The following is a 14,708-nucleotide window of genomic DNA, read 5'->3' as shown; positions in this document are numbered from 1 at the left end:
CCGGAAGCACGTCGCTGGGCACCTGGCCGTGCCCGCGCCACGGCCGATCGATCGGGCACGACTGGATATCCTCGGGGCGGCGCCTGCCGGGCTTGCGGCGCTGGGGGACGGGGCGCGCTCCGCGCAGTCGACCGGATCCCGCGGCGCAGGACGACGGGGGCGGGGACCAAGCGTGATCCGGGTTGCGGTGGTGGACGACGAGGCGCTGATCCGCTCGGCCCTCCGCCTGATCCTGAACGTCGCCGCCGGCATCGAGGTGGTGGCCGCGGTCCCCGGTGGGCAGGCCCTGGAAGCCGTTGCCGAGTACGCCCCGGACCTCGTCCTGCTGGACATCCGGATGCCCGACGTCGACGGCCTGACCGTTCTGCGGCGACTGATGGAACTTCCCGAACCGCCCGTCGTGGCCATGCTGACCAACTGCGACTCCGACGAACACATCGCGCAGGCCCTGCGGGACGGTGCCTCCGGCTACCTCCTCAAGGGCACCGATCCCGACGGCCTCGCCCCCATGGTCCGTTCCCTGTCCGAGGGACTCGTCGTCCTGGACCCGAAGGTCGTCCCGACCGTCGTCAACGGCTACCTGCGCCACCACCGCGGACTCGGATCCGCGGCCGCCGGCACCGCCGGGCTCACCGAACGCGAGCGCGGCGTCCTCATCGGACTGTCCCGGGGACTGACCAACGGCGAGATCGCGGCGGCCATGCACCTGAGTCCGGGGACCGTCAAAGGCCATGTCGGCGAGCTCCTGGCGAAGCTGCGGGTCGCCAACCGCCTCCAGGCCGCCCTGTGGGCGCAGCGCGCCGGCCTCCTCGCCGAGGACGCGCACCGGTGAGCGCCACCGGCGGTGCTGCGGGCAGGCGGGACAGGTCGCGGGCCGTGTTGTCGCCGCCGCCGTGAGCGGTGGATGTCCTGCTGTCGTCGGCCGCGACGGCGGATGCCCCGGCGCGCCGCCGCCATAGAGCCCGCCCCGGAACCGCGGAGGCCCGTCTCGCCCACCCCGGTCCGGCCGCGCCACCCCGTCCGGGTTGATGTCGGAGGCCCCTGCGAAGATCGCGGCCATGGAGCTCCCCACCGCCCTCGCCGGCCTCGACGACCACCCCTGGGCCACCGTCGACCACGCCTACGGCCCCGCCGAGGACCTGCCCGAGTTGTTGCGCGCCTTCGCCGAGGGCGGCGAGGACGCCGAGGAGGCACTGGACGAGCTGTACGGCTCGATCGTCCACCAGGGCACCGTGTACGCGGCCAGCGTCGACGCCGCCCCCTACCTCGCCCGGATCGCCGCCTCCGGCAGCCAGAGCGTCGACGCGCTCCGCCTGCTCGGCTGCCTCGCCGAGAGCGAGGACGAGCACGGCGTCGAGCCGGGCGCCGTACGGGCCGCCGTCACCGCCCAACTGCCCCTGCTCATACCGCTGCTGGCGGACGAGGACGCCGACGTACGGCAGGCGGCCGGCTGGACCGTCGGCCACACCCGGGACACCGGCACCGCCCTGCCCGCCGTCCGGGCCCGCCTCGCCACCGAGACCGAACCCGCCGTCCGGGCCGAACTCCTCACCGCCTACGGCCGGTTGGACCGCGAGGGCGCCGCCGACCAGGCCCGCGCCCTGCTCACCCCGGACACCCCCGCGCCGCTGCGCCTGGCCGCCGTGTTCGCCGCGCTGGACGCCGACGAACCGTGGCTCGCAGCCCACCACGACGCCGTCCTCGGCCTGCTGCCCGCGTGCGAGACCGCCCGGTTCGGCCACGCGGGCGAGCACCGGGAGCCGCTGCGCACGATCGTCGGGCACCTGCTGGAGCGGGACGACGCCGCCGACCGCGAGAGCGCCCTCGCCCTGCTCGACGCCGCCCTGCGCGACGAGCGCCCCGAGGTGCGGGCCGAGGCCCTGTGGGCGGCCGACCGCGCCTGCGCCCTGTCCCGCAGCGCCCCGCAGCGGCTGGTCCCGGCGATCGTCCCGCTCGCCGCCGACCGGGCGGCCGCCCAGCTGCTGGCCAAGCTCGGCCCGGCCGCCGCCGAGGCCGCGCCCGTCCTCGCCGAACTCGCCGCGCGGCCGGACGCCCAGGCGGGCAGCGGGCCGGGCAGCGGGCCGGGCAGCGGGCCGGACGACGAGGCGGCCGACCAGGCCCTCGCCGCGCTCGTCCTGGTGGCGCCGGAGGCCGCCGCCCCGCTGCTGGCCCGGGCCCTCGGCCGGCGCCCGCGCGCCATGCAGAGCGCCGCCGGGTCCTACGCCCCGGCCGACGCCCCCTTCCCGTTCGACCCGGAGCTGTTCGCCGCGGTCCGCGCCCGCCTGGCCGCCAAGGCCCTGGAGCGGCCCGCCTCGGAATGCCAGGACTGCGGCTGCACGACGGTCAAGGACAACAACGACATCGCGGGCCTGGTCCACCTGCTGCGGCGATGGGGCCCGCAGGCCGTCACGGCGCTGCCCGAACTGTGCGCCGTGCTGCCCCGGTTCCCGTACGCCGCCACCGCGATCACCGCCGTCGCCGCCGACGGCGGACCGGAGCAGCGCGCGCAGGCCGCCACCGGTCTGCGCGCCGAGGCCGGGAAGCTCCTGGTGGCCCGGGCACTGCACGAACTGACCGGCGAGAGCGGACCGTTGCTGGCCGCCGCCGAGGCGGCGTTCGCCACCGGAGTACGCGGCGCCGGTGACGGCGCCCAGGCCGCGGCCGCCCTCGGACCGGCGGCCGCCCCCCTCGTCCCGGCCCTGCGGGAGGCGCTCGGCCGCACCGCCGAGCGCGACACCACCCCGCAGGTGGACACCGACCTCGCCCTGGCGCTCGCCCTGTGGCGGATCACCGGGCAGGCGGCCGAAGCCGTCCCGGTCCTGGCCTCGGTGCTCGACAACGGCCGGGGCCGGCAGTGGTTCCGCTGGACCGCCGCCCGCGCCGCCCGCGAGATCGCCGCCCTCGGCCCGGCCGGACGCCCACTGACCGCCCGCCTCGAATCCTTCCTCGACGACCCGACCCTGGCACCCTCGGCCGTCCTCGCCCTGCTCGCCGTCGGCGACCCGGCCGTCCTCGACCGCACCCGCCTCGCCGAAGCGGCCCTGCACTCCGCCGAGACCCACGCCGACCTCAAGCACGCCGTGGAGGCCCTGCGGGCCCTCGGCGCCTCGGCCCTGACCCCGGAACAGCACGACCGCCTGACCGCGCTCGCCACCCGGGACCGCCGCCTGGTCCTCTCCGGCGCCGACCACGCGATGATCCGCGAGGACGAACACCTGCGCACCGCACTGGCGGCCCTCCTCGGCCCGACCGCCTGAGACCTGCCGTCCCTGCCGTCCCCGGCCCCCGGCCTCCCCGGTGACGCCGGGGAGCCCGGGCACGGCGAAGCCCCGCCGGGCGGGTGCTCGGCGGGGCTCCGTGTCGCGTGGGGGCGGTGGGTTCCGGGGGAGGGGGTGTCAGGCGCGGGCGTCGATCTTGCCCTGGAGGGCGGCGAGCAGGTCCTTGAGGATGCCGGCGGTGCCCTCGTCGGTCAGCTCGCCCTGCTCGTCGAAGCGCTCGTGCGAGCGGAAGGCGACCAGCTCGGGCTTGACCACGACGTCGCTGTCGGTCCAGACGAAGACCTGGCGCAGCGCCAGCTGGGCGCGGACGGAGCCGAAGTTGGTGGGGGCGGCGCCCATGATCGCGGTGGGCTTGCGGTGCAGCGGCAGGCCCTCGCTCTTGCTCCAGTCGGTGCTCAGCCAGTCCAGGGCGTTCTTGAGGACGCCGGGGACGGAGTAGTTGAACTCCGGGGTGGCGATGAGCAGTCCGTCGGCCTCGGTGACCTTGCGGCGCAGCTCGTCGACGACGGCCGGGCGCTTGCCGGGGTGGTCGAGGTCGTAGTCGTACGGCGGGATCTCGCGCAGGCCGTCGTAGATCTCGATCTCCATGCCGGCCGGGTTGAGCTTCCGGGCGGCGCGCAGCAGCGCGGTGTTGTGCGAGTCGGCGCGAAGCGAGCCGGAGATGGCGAAGACCTTGGACGCGCTCATGACGGTGCTCCTTGCGGTGTGCGTGTGGCTGCCGGGGCGGCGGTGGTTGTTCCGACGCCGAGAAACCTAAACCGTTCAGTTCAATGCGTCAACCAGACAGTTCAGTCTTGACTCTGAACTGGCTTGTGTAGTTCAGTCCTCGGCATGACGACGACTCAGTCCGCCGCGGCCCAGGCCGCCCCCGTCCGCTCGACCACCACCGTCATCGACCCCGTGCACACCTTCGAGGGCGCCGGGTTCCCCGTCCGCCGCCCGTTCCCGGTGGCCGAGCTCCCGATGCTCGACCCGTTCCTGATGGTCGACCAGACCGGTCCGCTGCTGCTCGCCCCCGGCGAGGCCAAGGGCGCCCCCGCCCACCCGCACCGCGGCTTCGAAGCGGTCTCCTACCTCATCGAGGGCTCGATGGACTGGGCCGACTCGACCGGCCGGCGCGGCACCAGCGTCGCCGGCGAGGTCGAGTGGCTCACCGCCGGCGCCGGCATCGTCCACTCCAACGAGCCCACCGCCGAACTGCTCACCCACGGCGGCCGCCAGCACATGCTCCAGATCTGGGTGAACCTGCCCGCCCGGCTCAAGGACCTCCCGGCCCGCAGCCAGAACCAGGGGCCCGACACCATCCCGGTGGTGCACACCGAGGACGGCAGCCGGGTCAAGGTGATCGCGGGCCGCAGCCACGGCGTGGCCGGACCCTTCGAGACCCACCTGCCGGTCCTGCTCGCGCACGCCGTGCTGCCCGCCGGCGGGCGGGCCGACTTCACCGTGCCGACCGGCCACAACGCCGCCGTCTACGTGCTCTCCGGCGCCGTCGAACTGCCCGACACGCCGCTGACGGACGGCCAGCTCGCGGTCCTGGCGCACGACGGCGAGCGGATCACCGTCGCCGCACCGCACGGACCGGCCGAGGTGCTGGTCCTGGCCGGCGAGCCGATCGGCGAGCCGGTCGCCCGCGGCGGCCCGTTCGTGATGAACACCGCGGCCGAGCTCCGGCAGGCCCAACTCGACTTCTCCAACGGGAAGTTCGGGCGGATCCCGGAATGAAGCCGGGAGCACTGAACACGGCGGCAGGGGCGGACGCCCGCCCCGCGCAGCCGCCGACGGACAGCACCGGCCGGGGCGCACGGGGGTCGCTCCGGACCGGCCTGCTGCTCGCCGCGCTCGCCGCCCCGGGAGCCGCAGGACTCTCCAGCCCGAGCCTGGTCCTGCCCGCCGTCGCGCGGGAACTGCACACCGGCCCCGGCCCCGCCGCCTGGCTGATGAGCGGCTACGGGCTCGGCATGATGCTCGGCACCCCGCTGCTCACCGCCACCGCCGGGCGGCGCGACCCCCGGACACTGCTGCTCGCCTCCGCGGGGGCACTGCTGCTCGGCGTACTGGTCACCCTCGCCGCCGGGGCGGACCTGGGCCCGCTGGTCGCCGGGCGCGCCCTGCAAGCGGTCGGCGCGGCCGGGTTCAACGTGGCCGCCTTCCAACTGGCCGCGCGCCAGCCGGACGGACGCGCCTCAGGGGTCGTCGCGATCGGCAGCGCGGCGGGCGGCACCGCCGGCCTGTTCATCGGCGCGGCGGTGGCGACCGGGCTGGGCTGGCGGACCTGCCTGGTGCTGCCGGTGCTGACCCTGGCCGTACTGCCGGCCGTACTGCGCGGATGCGCCGGACCGAAGCCCGGACCGAAGCCCGAGCCGGCGCGGGAGCCGGCACAGGATCCGGTACGGAAGCCCGCGCAAGGCCCGGGCGCGCAGGCGCCGCGCCGCTCGTTCCTCGGCCTGGACGCCCTGGCGGTGCCGCGCTTCCGGGCCGTCGCCGCGGTGATGCTGGTCCTGGCGACCGTCAACTTCGGCCTGGTCTACGGCGCACCCCGGCGGGCCGCCGCGCTCACCGGCTGGAGCACCGTCCAGACCGGCGCCGTCGGCTCGCTCGCCACCCTCACCGGCGCGCTGCTCTCCTGGTCGCTGGTGCGCGCCGCACCCCGACTCGGCCTGCGCCGCACCACCGGCCTGCTGCTCGGCGGCTCCTTCACCGCACTCGCGCTCGCCGCCTTCGGCCCCTGGGCACCGCTGGTGCTGCTGGGCGCCGGGGCCAGCGCCTGCGTCAACGCGGGCGGCCAGGGCATCCTGACCGGCGCCGCCGCCGAGGCCGTGGCACCGCAGCGGCGACCGGAGGCGATCGGACTGTTCAACCTGGTGTTCCTGCTCGGCGCGGCGCTCGGCCCGCAACTGGCGGTGCTCGCCGAGCGGATCGCCGTGCCGGGCCCGTAACCCGCCCCGCCGACGCGCCGGCCGAGCACACCGACCGAGCGCGCAGGGCCGAGCGCCCCGCCCGAGCGGACCGACCGAACCGTTCAGTTTCATATACTGGCCCGTACCGTCTCCCCCCGAGCACCCCGAGGAGAACCCGATGGCCGCCGACGACCCCCAGCCGACCGACGAGTTCGGCATCCCGATCATCCCGAGCCCGGTCGACGCCGCCCAGCGCCGCCGACAGGCCATCATCGACGCGGCCCTGGTCGAGTTCCTGAAGGAGGGCTACTCCGCCGCCTCGATGGACGCCATCACCGCGCGCTCCGGTGTCTCCAAGGCGACCATCTACAAGCACTTCGGGAACAAGGAGCGGCTCTTCCTCGCGGTGATCGGCGGCATACTGCCCACCACCTACGAGGACCTCAAGCCGTGGAACTCCACCATCGCCGAGGCCGACGACCTGCGCTCCGCGCTGATCACGCTCACCCTCGACTGGACCCGCATCCTGCTGCGCCCCGACATCATGTCGCTGCGCCGGCTGGTGATCGGCGAGATCGACCGCTTCCCGCAGCTGGGCCAGCTCTGGTACCGGGTCAGCTACGACATGAACAACGGCCCGCTGATCGAGGCCTTCGCCGAACTGGACCGCCGCGGGGTGCTCGCCGTGGAGGACCCGGCGCTGGCCGTGCAGCAGCTCGTCGCCTGCACGGTGGGCGTGCCGCAGCTGGTGCGCACGTTCCGCCCGGAGGCCGAACTGGACGAGGCCGCGATGCACCGCACGATCAGCTCCGGGGTCGACCTGTTCCTGGCCCGGTACGCACGGGAGCAGTGACCGCGGCGACGGCGGGCCCGGCGCCCGGGGCCGCCGCCACGGCCGGACCGGCGACCGGCCCGCGCCGGTGCCGCCGCAGCCCGGCCACCACCAGCAGCACCGCCGTCCACGCGCCGGTGCAGAGCACCTGGCTGCGGCTGCCCGGGTCCACCAGCATGAACACCAGCACCCCGGCCATCGCCGCCAGCGCCCCGTAGCCCAGGTACGGGAAGCCCCACATCGAGGCCGCCTGCTCCCGCCCGCGCTCCTGCCCTCGGTCCTGCTCCTGCCCGCGCTCCGGCCCGTCCGTGCGCCGCCGCCGTCGGCCGTGCAGCCGCAGGTAGGAGGCGGCGATCAGGATCCAGACCACCAGGATCGCCGTCCCGATCGAGTTCAGCAGGAACGGGAAGACGGTCCGCGGCCACAGCAGACTGAGCACCACCGACCCGAAACCGAACGCGGCCGAGGCGAGCACGGCCCGCCCGGCCCCGACCAGCGCGCCGCCGCCCGCACCACCCGAGTCCTCCACCCCACCACGCCCGGTCAGCAGGCGCGGCGCGTCACCGCGGGCCGCGAGGGCGTGCAGCATCCGCGAGGAGCCGTAGATGTTGGCGTTCATCGCCGACAGCAGCGCCACCAGCACGACGGCGTCCATCAGCTGCGCCGCGCCCGGCACCCCGATCCGGCCGATCGCCGCCGCGTACGGGCCGCCGGCGACCGCCGGGTCGTCCCACGGCACCACGGCGACGATCACCGCCATCGAGCCGATGTAGAACAGCGCCACCCGCCACAGCACCGTGCGCACCGCCCGGCGCACCGCGGCCACCGGGTCCGCGCACTCGGCGGCGGCGATGGTCACCGTCTCCAGCCCGCCGTACGCGAACACCGCGGCGATCGTGCCCACCGCGACCCCGTGCCAGCCGTGCGGCAGCAGCCCGCCGTGCGCGGTCAGGTTCTCCGCGGCCGGCGTCCGGCCGGTGAGCACGGCGGCGGCGCCGAGCAGCACGAACGCGCAGATCGCGGCCGCCTTCACCCCGGCGAACCAGAACTCCAGCTCGCCGAAGTGCCGCACACCCGCCAGGTTCGTCCCGGTGAACAGCGCCATGAACACCGCCACCCACACCCAGGCCGGCACCTGCGGCAGCCAACCCGCCACGATCCGGGACGCCCCGATCGCCTCCGCGGCCACGCTCACCACCAGCAGCGCCCAGTACATCCAGCCGGCCAGCAGCCCGGCCCACGGCCCCCAGGCGCGGGTGGCGTGCGCGGCGAACGCCCCGGAGCCGGGGCGGGCGGCGGACATCTCGCCGAGCATCCGCATGACCAGCACCGTGAGCACCCCGGCCACCACGTACGACACCACGATCCCCGGCCCCGCCGCGGCGATTCCGACGCCGGAGCCGACGAACAGCCCGGCTCCGATCGCACCGCCCAGCGCGATCATGGCGATGTGGCGCTGTCTCAGCCCACGACTGACCGACCGGTCCTCGGACATCACGGCTCCCCCCGTTGTGATCCAACCGGGGGAGATCTTGGCCCCGACCACCCGTCGTGATCAAGCCCCCGGTGGAACCCCGGTGGAACCCCGTGCGGCGGGTGCCGGCGGCGAGGCGCCGTGGATCCGGCCAACGCCCGGGCGGGTGCTACCAGTTGGCCCAGAGGAGGTTCCAGCCGCCGAGTCCCTTGTCGGGGGCGACGGTCTTCTCCTTGGAGTGCACGACCGTGACGACGTCGCCGATCAGCGAGTCGTCGAAGAACGACCCCGCCTCCGCTCCCGCCCGGTGATGGCCGAGGGCAGCGCCGGCCTGCCGGTCGAGGTGAGCGAGCGGGACCCGCAGGTCATCGAGGTCACCGCCCAGACCACCTCCCACGACGTCAGCTGGTACCTGGAACTGGAGTGGTCCAGCGGCACCCGGAAGGGCACGCTGACCGTCGGCCCCGGCGGCGGCGCGCCGTTCCGCACCAGCGCGGTCAAGGGCCGGCCGCTGTACAGCTACCCGGTCGGCGGGAAGGCCTGGGGCCCCAGCCCCTTCCAGCGGTGACGGCCGCGCCCGGCACCGCACCGCAGGTGACCTCCCGGCCGGGGGTGCTCAGCCGCGCGGCGGTCGCGCGGTCGTGCCGGAGGTCAGCCGCCAGAGCCCGGCCAGCTCGTAGTAGAGGCCGTTGACCACCTGGAGGAGCACCAGCGTGACCGGCCACAGCAGCGCGCCGAGGCCGGGCACCGCGTCCACCGGCAGGGTGTACGCCATCACGACCCGCGCGGCGGCGTCGAGCAGCATCGCCACGCCCCAGATCGCGGTCGAGACCCGCCAGATCCGCCGGAAGGCCGGTTCGCGTTCCCACAGCACGTCCCAGGAGGTGCCGTCGGAGCGGAACCGGCCCTCCAGCAGCGGCCGTCCGGCGTGGAAGAGCAGCGGACGCCTGGCCCTGACCGAGACCAGGAACCAGAGCCCGGCCACGCCGGTCAGCCACCCGTCCTTGGCCAGCAGGAACCGGGGGCTGCCGCTGACCAGCGCGGCCGCGACGCCGAGCAGCATGGTCCCGGCGATGAATCCCGCCATGCCCTCCAGGCTCCGGGTGCGCAGCCACCGCACCGCTGTGGTGAGCGCGGGCAGGACGGCGCCGGCCAGCAGCGCGCCGAAGACGCCGACCCCGGCGGCGCGCAGCCCGTAGTACACCGCGATCGGGACCACGACGTCCCAGGCGACGCCGAGCAGCAGGCGCCGGCCGCTGGGCCGCGGCGGCGGCACGGGGGCGTCACCGCCGGCGCTTCGCGTGGGGGGCACGGCGTCCTCCGGGGCCGGGGAAGGCCAGGGTAGTGCCGGGGTGGAACCGCCCGGTCAGCGCGGGCGGTAGCGCCGGTAGCGGACGTACAGCACGATGCACGTGATCGCGCCGATCGCGCACACCGGCAGGCTCAGCCCGACCGCCATGATCACACCGTCGCCGACGCCCTGCACGGTCTCCTCGCGGAGCATCCCGTTCGGGTCGGTGACCGTGCGGGTGGTGTCCGCGTGGCTCGCGAGATAGGCGACCATCGAGACCCCCGCCAGCAGGAACACCGCCGCCCCGGCCAGGAACCAGCCGCCCGCCCGGTCCTGCCACTCGTCCCCTTGCAGCCGCCGCGCCCGGGGGCTGTGCTCCAGCACCGCGCGGCCCAGGCCGAAGGCCCCGGCGGCGTGCCCGTCGATGTACAGGCGGGCGCCGCCGTCGAGGGCGAGGCGGCAGCGGTAGTCGTTGCCCAGCCGGCGGGCGAGGCCGTGGATCCTCGGGGTGCCGGGGATCGTGACCGACACGATCCGGCTCCACTCCCAGCCCACCGCACCGCGCCGCGAGCCGTGGACGATCCCGCGCTCGCGGACCTCGAAGTACTCTCCCGACCCGCCCCGCACCGCGCGCCACGCCTGTGTCACGGCGATGTACAGCGCGCCCAGGGACAGGCCGATCACCAGGCCGATCGCCCGGCCCCCGCCCGGACGGCCGTCGTCCGCGGCGACCAGCGCCCACAGCCCGAGCCAGCCGCTGGGCACGGCCACCACCAGCGCCCACACGGCGTTGCGCCACCGCGCCCCGGTGTCCACCCGGTGCCTGCTGAGCACGGCGCCGAACAGGTCAGTCATCTCGGCCTCGCTGATCATCCGCACAGTGAAGCACCAACACCGGCTCCGCTCAAGGGCGTTAGCCCGCCCTCGCCCGCCCGCAGGACTCCCTTCCGCAGACCCCCTCCCGCAGGTGTCCGGTCAGCGCTGGCCGACGCGTTGCTGTCCGGTCCGGCGGGAGTCGGCGACGATCGGGAAGGCGTAGTCCCGCATCCGGCTCTCGTACGCGCCCACTGCCCGGGCCAGGCCCGGGCCCGGGCCGGTCGCGTCGGCCAGGGCGCGGCTGAGTTCGGCGGCGTCGCGGACGGCGGTGTTGGCGCCCATCGCCAGGACCGGGCTCATCGCGTGGATCGCGTCGCCGATCAGCGTCACCGGGCCCGGCTCCCAGGGTGGCACGGGGGCGGAGGTGGAGATGCGCAGCGGGAAGAGCGAGGCGGTGTCCCACCGGGCGAGCAGGCGGTGGACGTCCTCGTGCCAGCCGTCGCCCAGCAGCCGCAGCGCGAGTTCGCGCAGGGCGGCGGGCGGCAGCGTGCGCAGGTCCGCGGGGGCGGGCATCGCGGGGTGGTCGGCGGGTGCGCCGACCATGCACGCGAGGTAGTCGTGGGCCGGGGGCAGGTCGAGGGCGGGGGTCCGGGCCCGGCCGGCCAGGTCGGGCCGGGTGGCGAACTCCACCGGGCCCAGGCCCAGATGGGCCTTGCCCGGGCCGTCGGTGACCACGGTGAAGATGCTCTCGAAGGCCCAGTCCGGCAGGGCTGCGCGGGCCCGCCCGTCCAGCGGGATCCGGCCGTAGACCAGCCGCAGGCCGGCGTCCTCGACCCGGGCCGCGGGCAGCAGGAGCCGGCGCACCGTCGAGTTGACGCCGTCGGCGCCGACGATCAGGTCGCCGGTCGCGGTTCGGCCGTCGGCGAAGCAGGCGGTGACCCGCCCGTCGTCCTCGTGCCGGTAGGAGGCCAGTTGTGCGCCGTGGTGCACCCGGTCGCCCAGTCCGAGGAGCATGATCCGACGCAGCGTCGGCCGGTCGAAGGCGTGCGGGCCGACGCCCGCCGCCTCGAAGCCCGCCGTCGGGTCCGCGGTTCGGCCCGTGGCTCGGTCCGCCAGGACCTCCAGGTGACGGTTGCGGACCGAGACCCGGGCCGGCGGTGCCCCGGCCGTGGCCAGGCAGAGCCCGAACAACTCGGCGGGCAGGCACTGCTGTAGGGCGGTGAGGCCGGGTTCGTCGAGTTGGATGCGGTAGCCCTGCGGCCGGGCCCCGGGACGGGCGTCGCGCTCGTGGACGGTGACGTCGACGCCTCGCTCGCGCAGGCCGTGGGCGAGCGCGAGCCCGCCCAGTCCGGCCCCGATGATGATCACACGGTACGGAAAAAGCACAGTCCTCTGCCTTCGTTCAGGACGACGAAGGAAGCACCGGGTTCCTCGCAGAGGAACGAACACCGTGTGGGGCGCCGCTCAGAAACACCATTCAGGAGCGGATTTTTTCGCGCATTCCAGCCAGCGCCGACGACCGTAGCACACCCCGAAACGGCCCGACCCCGGCCCGACCCCGGCCCGGCCCCGGTCCGGCCCCGACCGTTCACGCGGGCCTGGTCGCCCGGCCGTCCAGCCACAGGGTGTCGGAGGCGTCGCGGTGCGACCCCGTGGTGCCCACGTGCCGGGCGTCGATCTTCGCGCCGTGCTTGAGGACGTGGACGAGGGCCATGCCGTGGCCGCGGCCCAGTCCGTAGTCCTCCTTGAGCCAGGCGAGGATCACCCCGGCCTTCGTGGCCGGGGCGTCGAAGCCGCGCTGCTCGGCGAGCGCGACGAACTGGCGCGGCGTCAGGCCGGTCCTGGTCTCGATGGTGTCGAGGTACGCCTGGAAGGACATGTGCTCTCTCCTGCTCGTGTCGGTGTGTTCAAGGGGTAGACCGGCCCGGGCGGCGAAACTCATCGCCCGACGGCCGGGAACTTCCGGACCGGCCGCGCCGCCCGGGCGTCGCCCGGCGGCCCCTCGCGTACACGTGCGTTTGTTAACATCGCGGCCCGCGCGGACACTTGGGGGGCCGCGCACGGGGAGACGGAGCGAGATCCATGAGCGTGCCCACCGAAGTCTCACGGTTCCGTCTGGGCCACCGGACGAGCATGACCCGCACCGAGGGGCTGCGCAGCACGACCTACCACTCGCAGTGGCACCTGTTCCCGCTCGGCGCGAGCCGGCGCCCGGAGTCGGGGTCCGTCGTCCTCGACGCGTACTGCGGCGACTGCCGCCTCCCCATCAAGGTCGTGCTGGAATCCGAGCCGACCGCCGCACAGAAGCAGCGCACCCGCACCACCTCCGGCTGGCTCCTGCTCGCGGCGGGCATCGCCCTCATCGCCGTCGCCTGCCTCATCGGCGGCGGCGGAGCCGTCCCCGGCCTGTCGGGTGTGACCGGCCTGATGGCCGTGCTCATCAGCTTCGCCGTACGCAACGCGGGAAAGACGTACCCGGGCGTCCACCTGGACCGCAACCAGCCCGCCACCAAGGACACCCCGCACCGGATCTTCGTCCACTGACACCACCCGACGGTGCGGGCGGGGACGTTCCGCCCACCCGCGCGGCGCCCTGTTCCCGTACGTGGGTGAACGACGCCCCGACCGTGCGGGCCGTTTGAGTGACCGAATTGTCACCTTCTGTACTCGGGTGCGCGGTGTGTGGTGCGATGCCGACGTGTAGATCCGGGGGCGGGCGCGGAGACCGACGCCCGCCCCCGGACCCGTGGACGGTCGAAGGGAAACCATGGTGCTCCGCGTGCTGGCCGCGACTGGTGTCGCCACCTCACTGTTCGGCTCGTCGGCCTTCGGCGGCAGCCCGGCCCCGCCCCCACCCCCGCCGCAGGAGCAGGTCGTCATCGACAGCGTGGCCGTCAACGGCACCGGCTGCCCGGAGGGGACGGCCGCCGTCGCCGTGTCCCCCGACAACACCGCCTTCACCGTCACCTACAGCAACTACCTCGCCCAGGTGGGGCCCGGGGCGTCGCCGACGGACTTCCGGAAGAACTGTCAGCTCACCCTTCTCGTGCACGTCCCCAGCGGCTACACCTACGCGATCGTGTCCGCCGACTACCGCGGCTTCGCATCGCTGGCGCCGGGCGCCTCCGGCACCCAGCGGGCCCGCTACCACTTCCAGGGCGACCCCCGCACCACCACCGCGACCCACCACTTCAAGGGCGGGTTCAACGGCGACTGGCAGACGGCCGACACCGCGCCGGCCGCGGCCCTGGCCTTCGCCCCCTGCGGGGAGGAGCGCAACCTCGACATCACCACCGAACTGCAGGTCGACCGCGGCACCTCGAGCCCGGGCGACACCAGCTTCCTGGAGATGGACTCGACGGACGGCACGGTCAAAACCGTGTACCACCTGACCTTGCGGCATTGTCCATGACCTCCTGACGCCGCGCCCGCCGCCCCCGGGCGGCGGCGGGCGCGGCCGGACTTCCAGGTGCCGGCGAGGCCGGGCAGCGGGTCGCTCCCGTCAACCTCGGAACAGCACCGGGCCTCCCAGGAAGACCCGTAACCTCGCGGCGGGTAGCCGGTGTCCTACGGCTTCCGGAGGGACGCCGGCCGGGTGCGTTGGGTGCTACGAAGGGCAGCGGGGGATGTTGGGGTCCCGGTCGACGGAGCGGGCGTTGCCGTCCGCATACCCGGCGAAGACGTAGACGGTGGGTAGGACGTTGGTCCATCCGTGGCCGTCGTTCCAGAAGATCCGGTTCGTGCGGTACCAGGTGTCGCCGTAGTTGCCGATGCTCTCGCCGACGGTCCAGCACTGGGCGATGATCGCGCCACCGGGAGGTACGTCGGCCCACCCGTCCTTCGAGCTGGTGTTGGGAGCGTCGTAGAGGCCGACCCAGTGGCCGACATTGATCGGGACGTAGTCGTCGGCGTGAGCATTCCCTACGGCAGAGACAAGCGCGCCGACACTCAAAGCCGCAGCCGTCGTGACCGCCGCCGTACGGCGGCCGACCCTGAACCTCATGTAGTACCTCCTGTTGTCCGGCCCTCTGCCGTGCAGACGACAGCGCAGTTGGAGCGGGAGCTCTCCCGGGCAGATTGCCTCTCCACAGCCATCGCAGGGAACGACGTTCGCCGG

At 74.6% G+C, this 14,708-nt stretch carries 15 protein-coding genes; 8 read left to right on the top strand and 7 right to left on the bottom strand.

The features are described from left to right. The first annotated feature begins 172 nt into the window (after positions 1-172). Together ACFY2K_RS13060 and ACFY2K_RS13055 are read left to right on the top strand one after the other, a co-directional pair. Positions 173-832 (top strand): response regulator, encoded by a 660-nt coding sequence (locus ACFY2K_RS13060; protein WP_387711275.1) that lies wholly within the window; start codon positions 173-175, stop codon positions 830-832. 226 nt (positions 833-1,058) lie between these two features. Next, positions 1,059-3,257, top strand: a complete 2,199-nt coding sequence (locus tag ACFY2K_RS13055) for a HEAT repeat domain-containing protein (RefSeq protein WP_387711273.1) — start codon at positions 1,059-1,061, stop codon at positions 3,255-3,257. Between the two features lie 138 nt (positions 3,258-3,395). On the opposite strand, the gene ACFY2K_RS13050 is transcribed toward ACFY2K_RS13055, so the two are convergent. Then, complete coding sequence (locus tag ACFY2K_RS13050; protein WP_375895067.1) at positions 3,396-3,965, bottom strand: NADPH-dependent FMN reductase; 570 nt, start codon at positions 3,963-3,965, stop codon at positions 3,396-3,398. A gap of 144 nt (positions 3,966-4,109) precedes the next feature. On the opposite strand from ACFY2K_RS13050, the gene ACFY2K_RS13045 reads away from it, so the two are divergent. The 3 genes from ACFY2K_RS13045 (at position 4,110) to ACFY2K_RS13035 (ending at position 7,031) form a co-directional block, all read left to right on the top strand. Next, a complete protein-coding gene (locus tag ACFY2K_RS13045; RefSeq protein WP_380529030.1) occupies positions 4,110-5,003 on the top strand; it encodes a pirin family protein in 894 nt (297 codons plus the stop codon). Beyond that, a complete protein-coding gene (locus ACFY2K_RS13040; RefSeq protein WP_387711271.1) occupies positions 5,000-6,217 on the top strand; it encodes an MFS transporter in 1,218 nt (405 codons plus the stop codon). The genes ACFY2K_RS13045 and ACFY2K_RS13040 overlap by 4 nt, the downstream gene beginning before the upstream one ends. 139 nt (positions 6,218-6,356) lie before the next feature. Continuing rightward, on the top strand, positions 6,357-7,031 hold the full coding sequence (locus tag ACFY2K_RS13035; RefSeq protein ID WP_375895075.1) for a TetR/AcrR family transcriptional regulator: 675 nt from the start codon (positions 6,357-6,359) through the stop codon (positions 7,029-7,031). Here ACFY2K_RS13035 and ACFY2K_RS13030 read toward each other — a convergent pair. Continuing rightward, complete coding sequence (locus tag ACFY2K_RS13030; RefSeq protein WP_387711269.1) at positions 6,982-8,505, bottom strand: amino acid permease; 1,524 nt, start codon at positions 8,503-8,505, stop codon at positions 6,982-6,984. The genes ACFY2K_RS13035 and ACFY2K_RS13030 overlap by 50 nt on opposite strands. Before the next feature lie 217 nt (positions 8,506-8,722). On the opposite strand from ACFY2K_RS13030, the gene ACFY2K_RS13025 reads away from it, so the two are divergent. Continuing rightward, on the top strand, positions 8,723-9,052 hold the full coding sequence (locus ACFY2K_RS13025) for a hypothetical protein (RefSeq protein WP_387711438.1): 330 nt from the start codon (positions 8,723-8,725) through the stop codon (positions 9,050-9,052). Positions 9,053-9,100: 48 nt separating this feature from the next. On the opposite strand, the gene ACFY2K_RS13020 is transcribed toward ACFY2K_RS13025, so the two are convergent. The 4 genes from ACFY2K_RS13020 to ACFY2K_RS13005 all read right to left on the bottom strand — a co-directional run bounded on the left by ACFY2K_RS13020 (position 9,101) and on the right by ACFY2K_RS13005 (position 12,470). Further along, a complete protein-coding gene (locus tag ACFY2K_RS13020; protein WP_387711267.1) occupies positions 9,101-9,796 on the bottom strand; it encodes a VC0807 family protein in 696 nt (231 codons plus the stop codon). Between the two features lie 54 nt (positions 9,797-9,850). Next, the gene (locus ACFY2K_RS13015) at positions 9,851-10,648 is read right to left on the bottom strand and encodes a hypothetical protein (protein ID WP_387711265.1); all 798 of its coding nucleotides are present in this window, start codon (positions 10,646-10,648) and stop codon (positions 9,851-9,853) included. A gap of 102 nt (positions 10,649-10,750) precedes the next feature. Continuing rightward, on the bottom strand, positions 10,751-11,959 hold the full coding sequence (locus ACFY2K_RS13010) for an FAD-dependent oxidoreductase (protein ID WP_387711263.1): 1,209 nt from the start codon (positions 11,957-11,959) through the stop codon (positions 10,751-10,753). 220 nt (positions 11,960-12,179) lie between these two features. Then, positions 12,180-12,470, bottom strand: a complete 291-nt coding sequence (locus ACFY2K_RS13005; protein ID WP_375895089.1) for a DUF4287 domain-containing protein — start codon at positions 12,468-12,470, stop codon at positions 12,180-12,182. Between the two features lie 254 nt (positions 12,471-12,724). Between ACFY2K_RS13005 and ACFY2K_RS13000 the strand changes: the two genes are divergently transcribed. Together ACFY2K_RS13000 and ACFY2K_RS12995 are read left to right on the top strand one after the other, a co-directional pair. After that, positions 12,725-13,135: a hypothetical protein gene (locus tag ACFY2K_RS13000; RefSeq protein ID WP_375895091.1), complete on the top strand. Its 411-nt coding sequence runs from the start codon at positions 12,725-12,727 to the stop codon at positions 13,133-13,135. A gap of 223 nt (positions 13,136-13,358) precedes the next feature. Further along, a complete protein-coding gene (locus tag ACFY2K_RS12995) occupies positions 13,359-14,003 on the top strand; it encodes a DUF4360 domain-containing protein (RefSeq protein ID WP_387711261.1) in 645 nt (214 codons plus the stop codon). A 195-nt stretch (positions 14,004-14,198) separates the two neighbouring features. On the opposite strand, the gene ACFY2K_RS12990 is transcribed toward ACFY2K_RS12995, so the two are convergent. After that, the gene (locus ACFY2K_RS12990; RefSeq protein WP_387711259.1) at positions 14,199-14,594 is read right to left on the bottom strand and encodes a hypothetical protein; all 396 of its coding nucleotides are present in this window, start codon (positions 14,592-14,594) and stop codon (positions 14,199-14,201) included. Between the last annotated feature and the right edge of the window lie 114 nt (positions 14,595-14,708).

Source organism: Kitasatospora sp. NPDC001309, assembly GCF_042896295.1.
Lineage (GTDB): Bacteria > Actinomycetota > Actinomycetes > Streptomycetales > Streptomycetaceae > Kitasatospora.
Note: the sequence above shows the minus strand (reverse complement) of the source record. Positions and strands in the feature narration are given on the sequence as shown.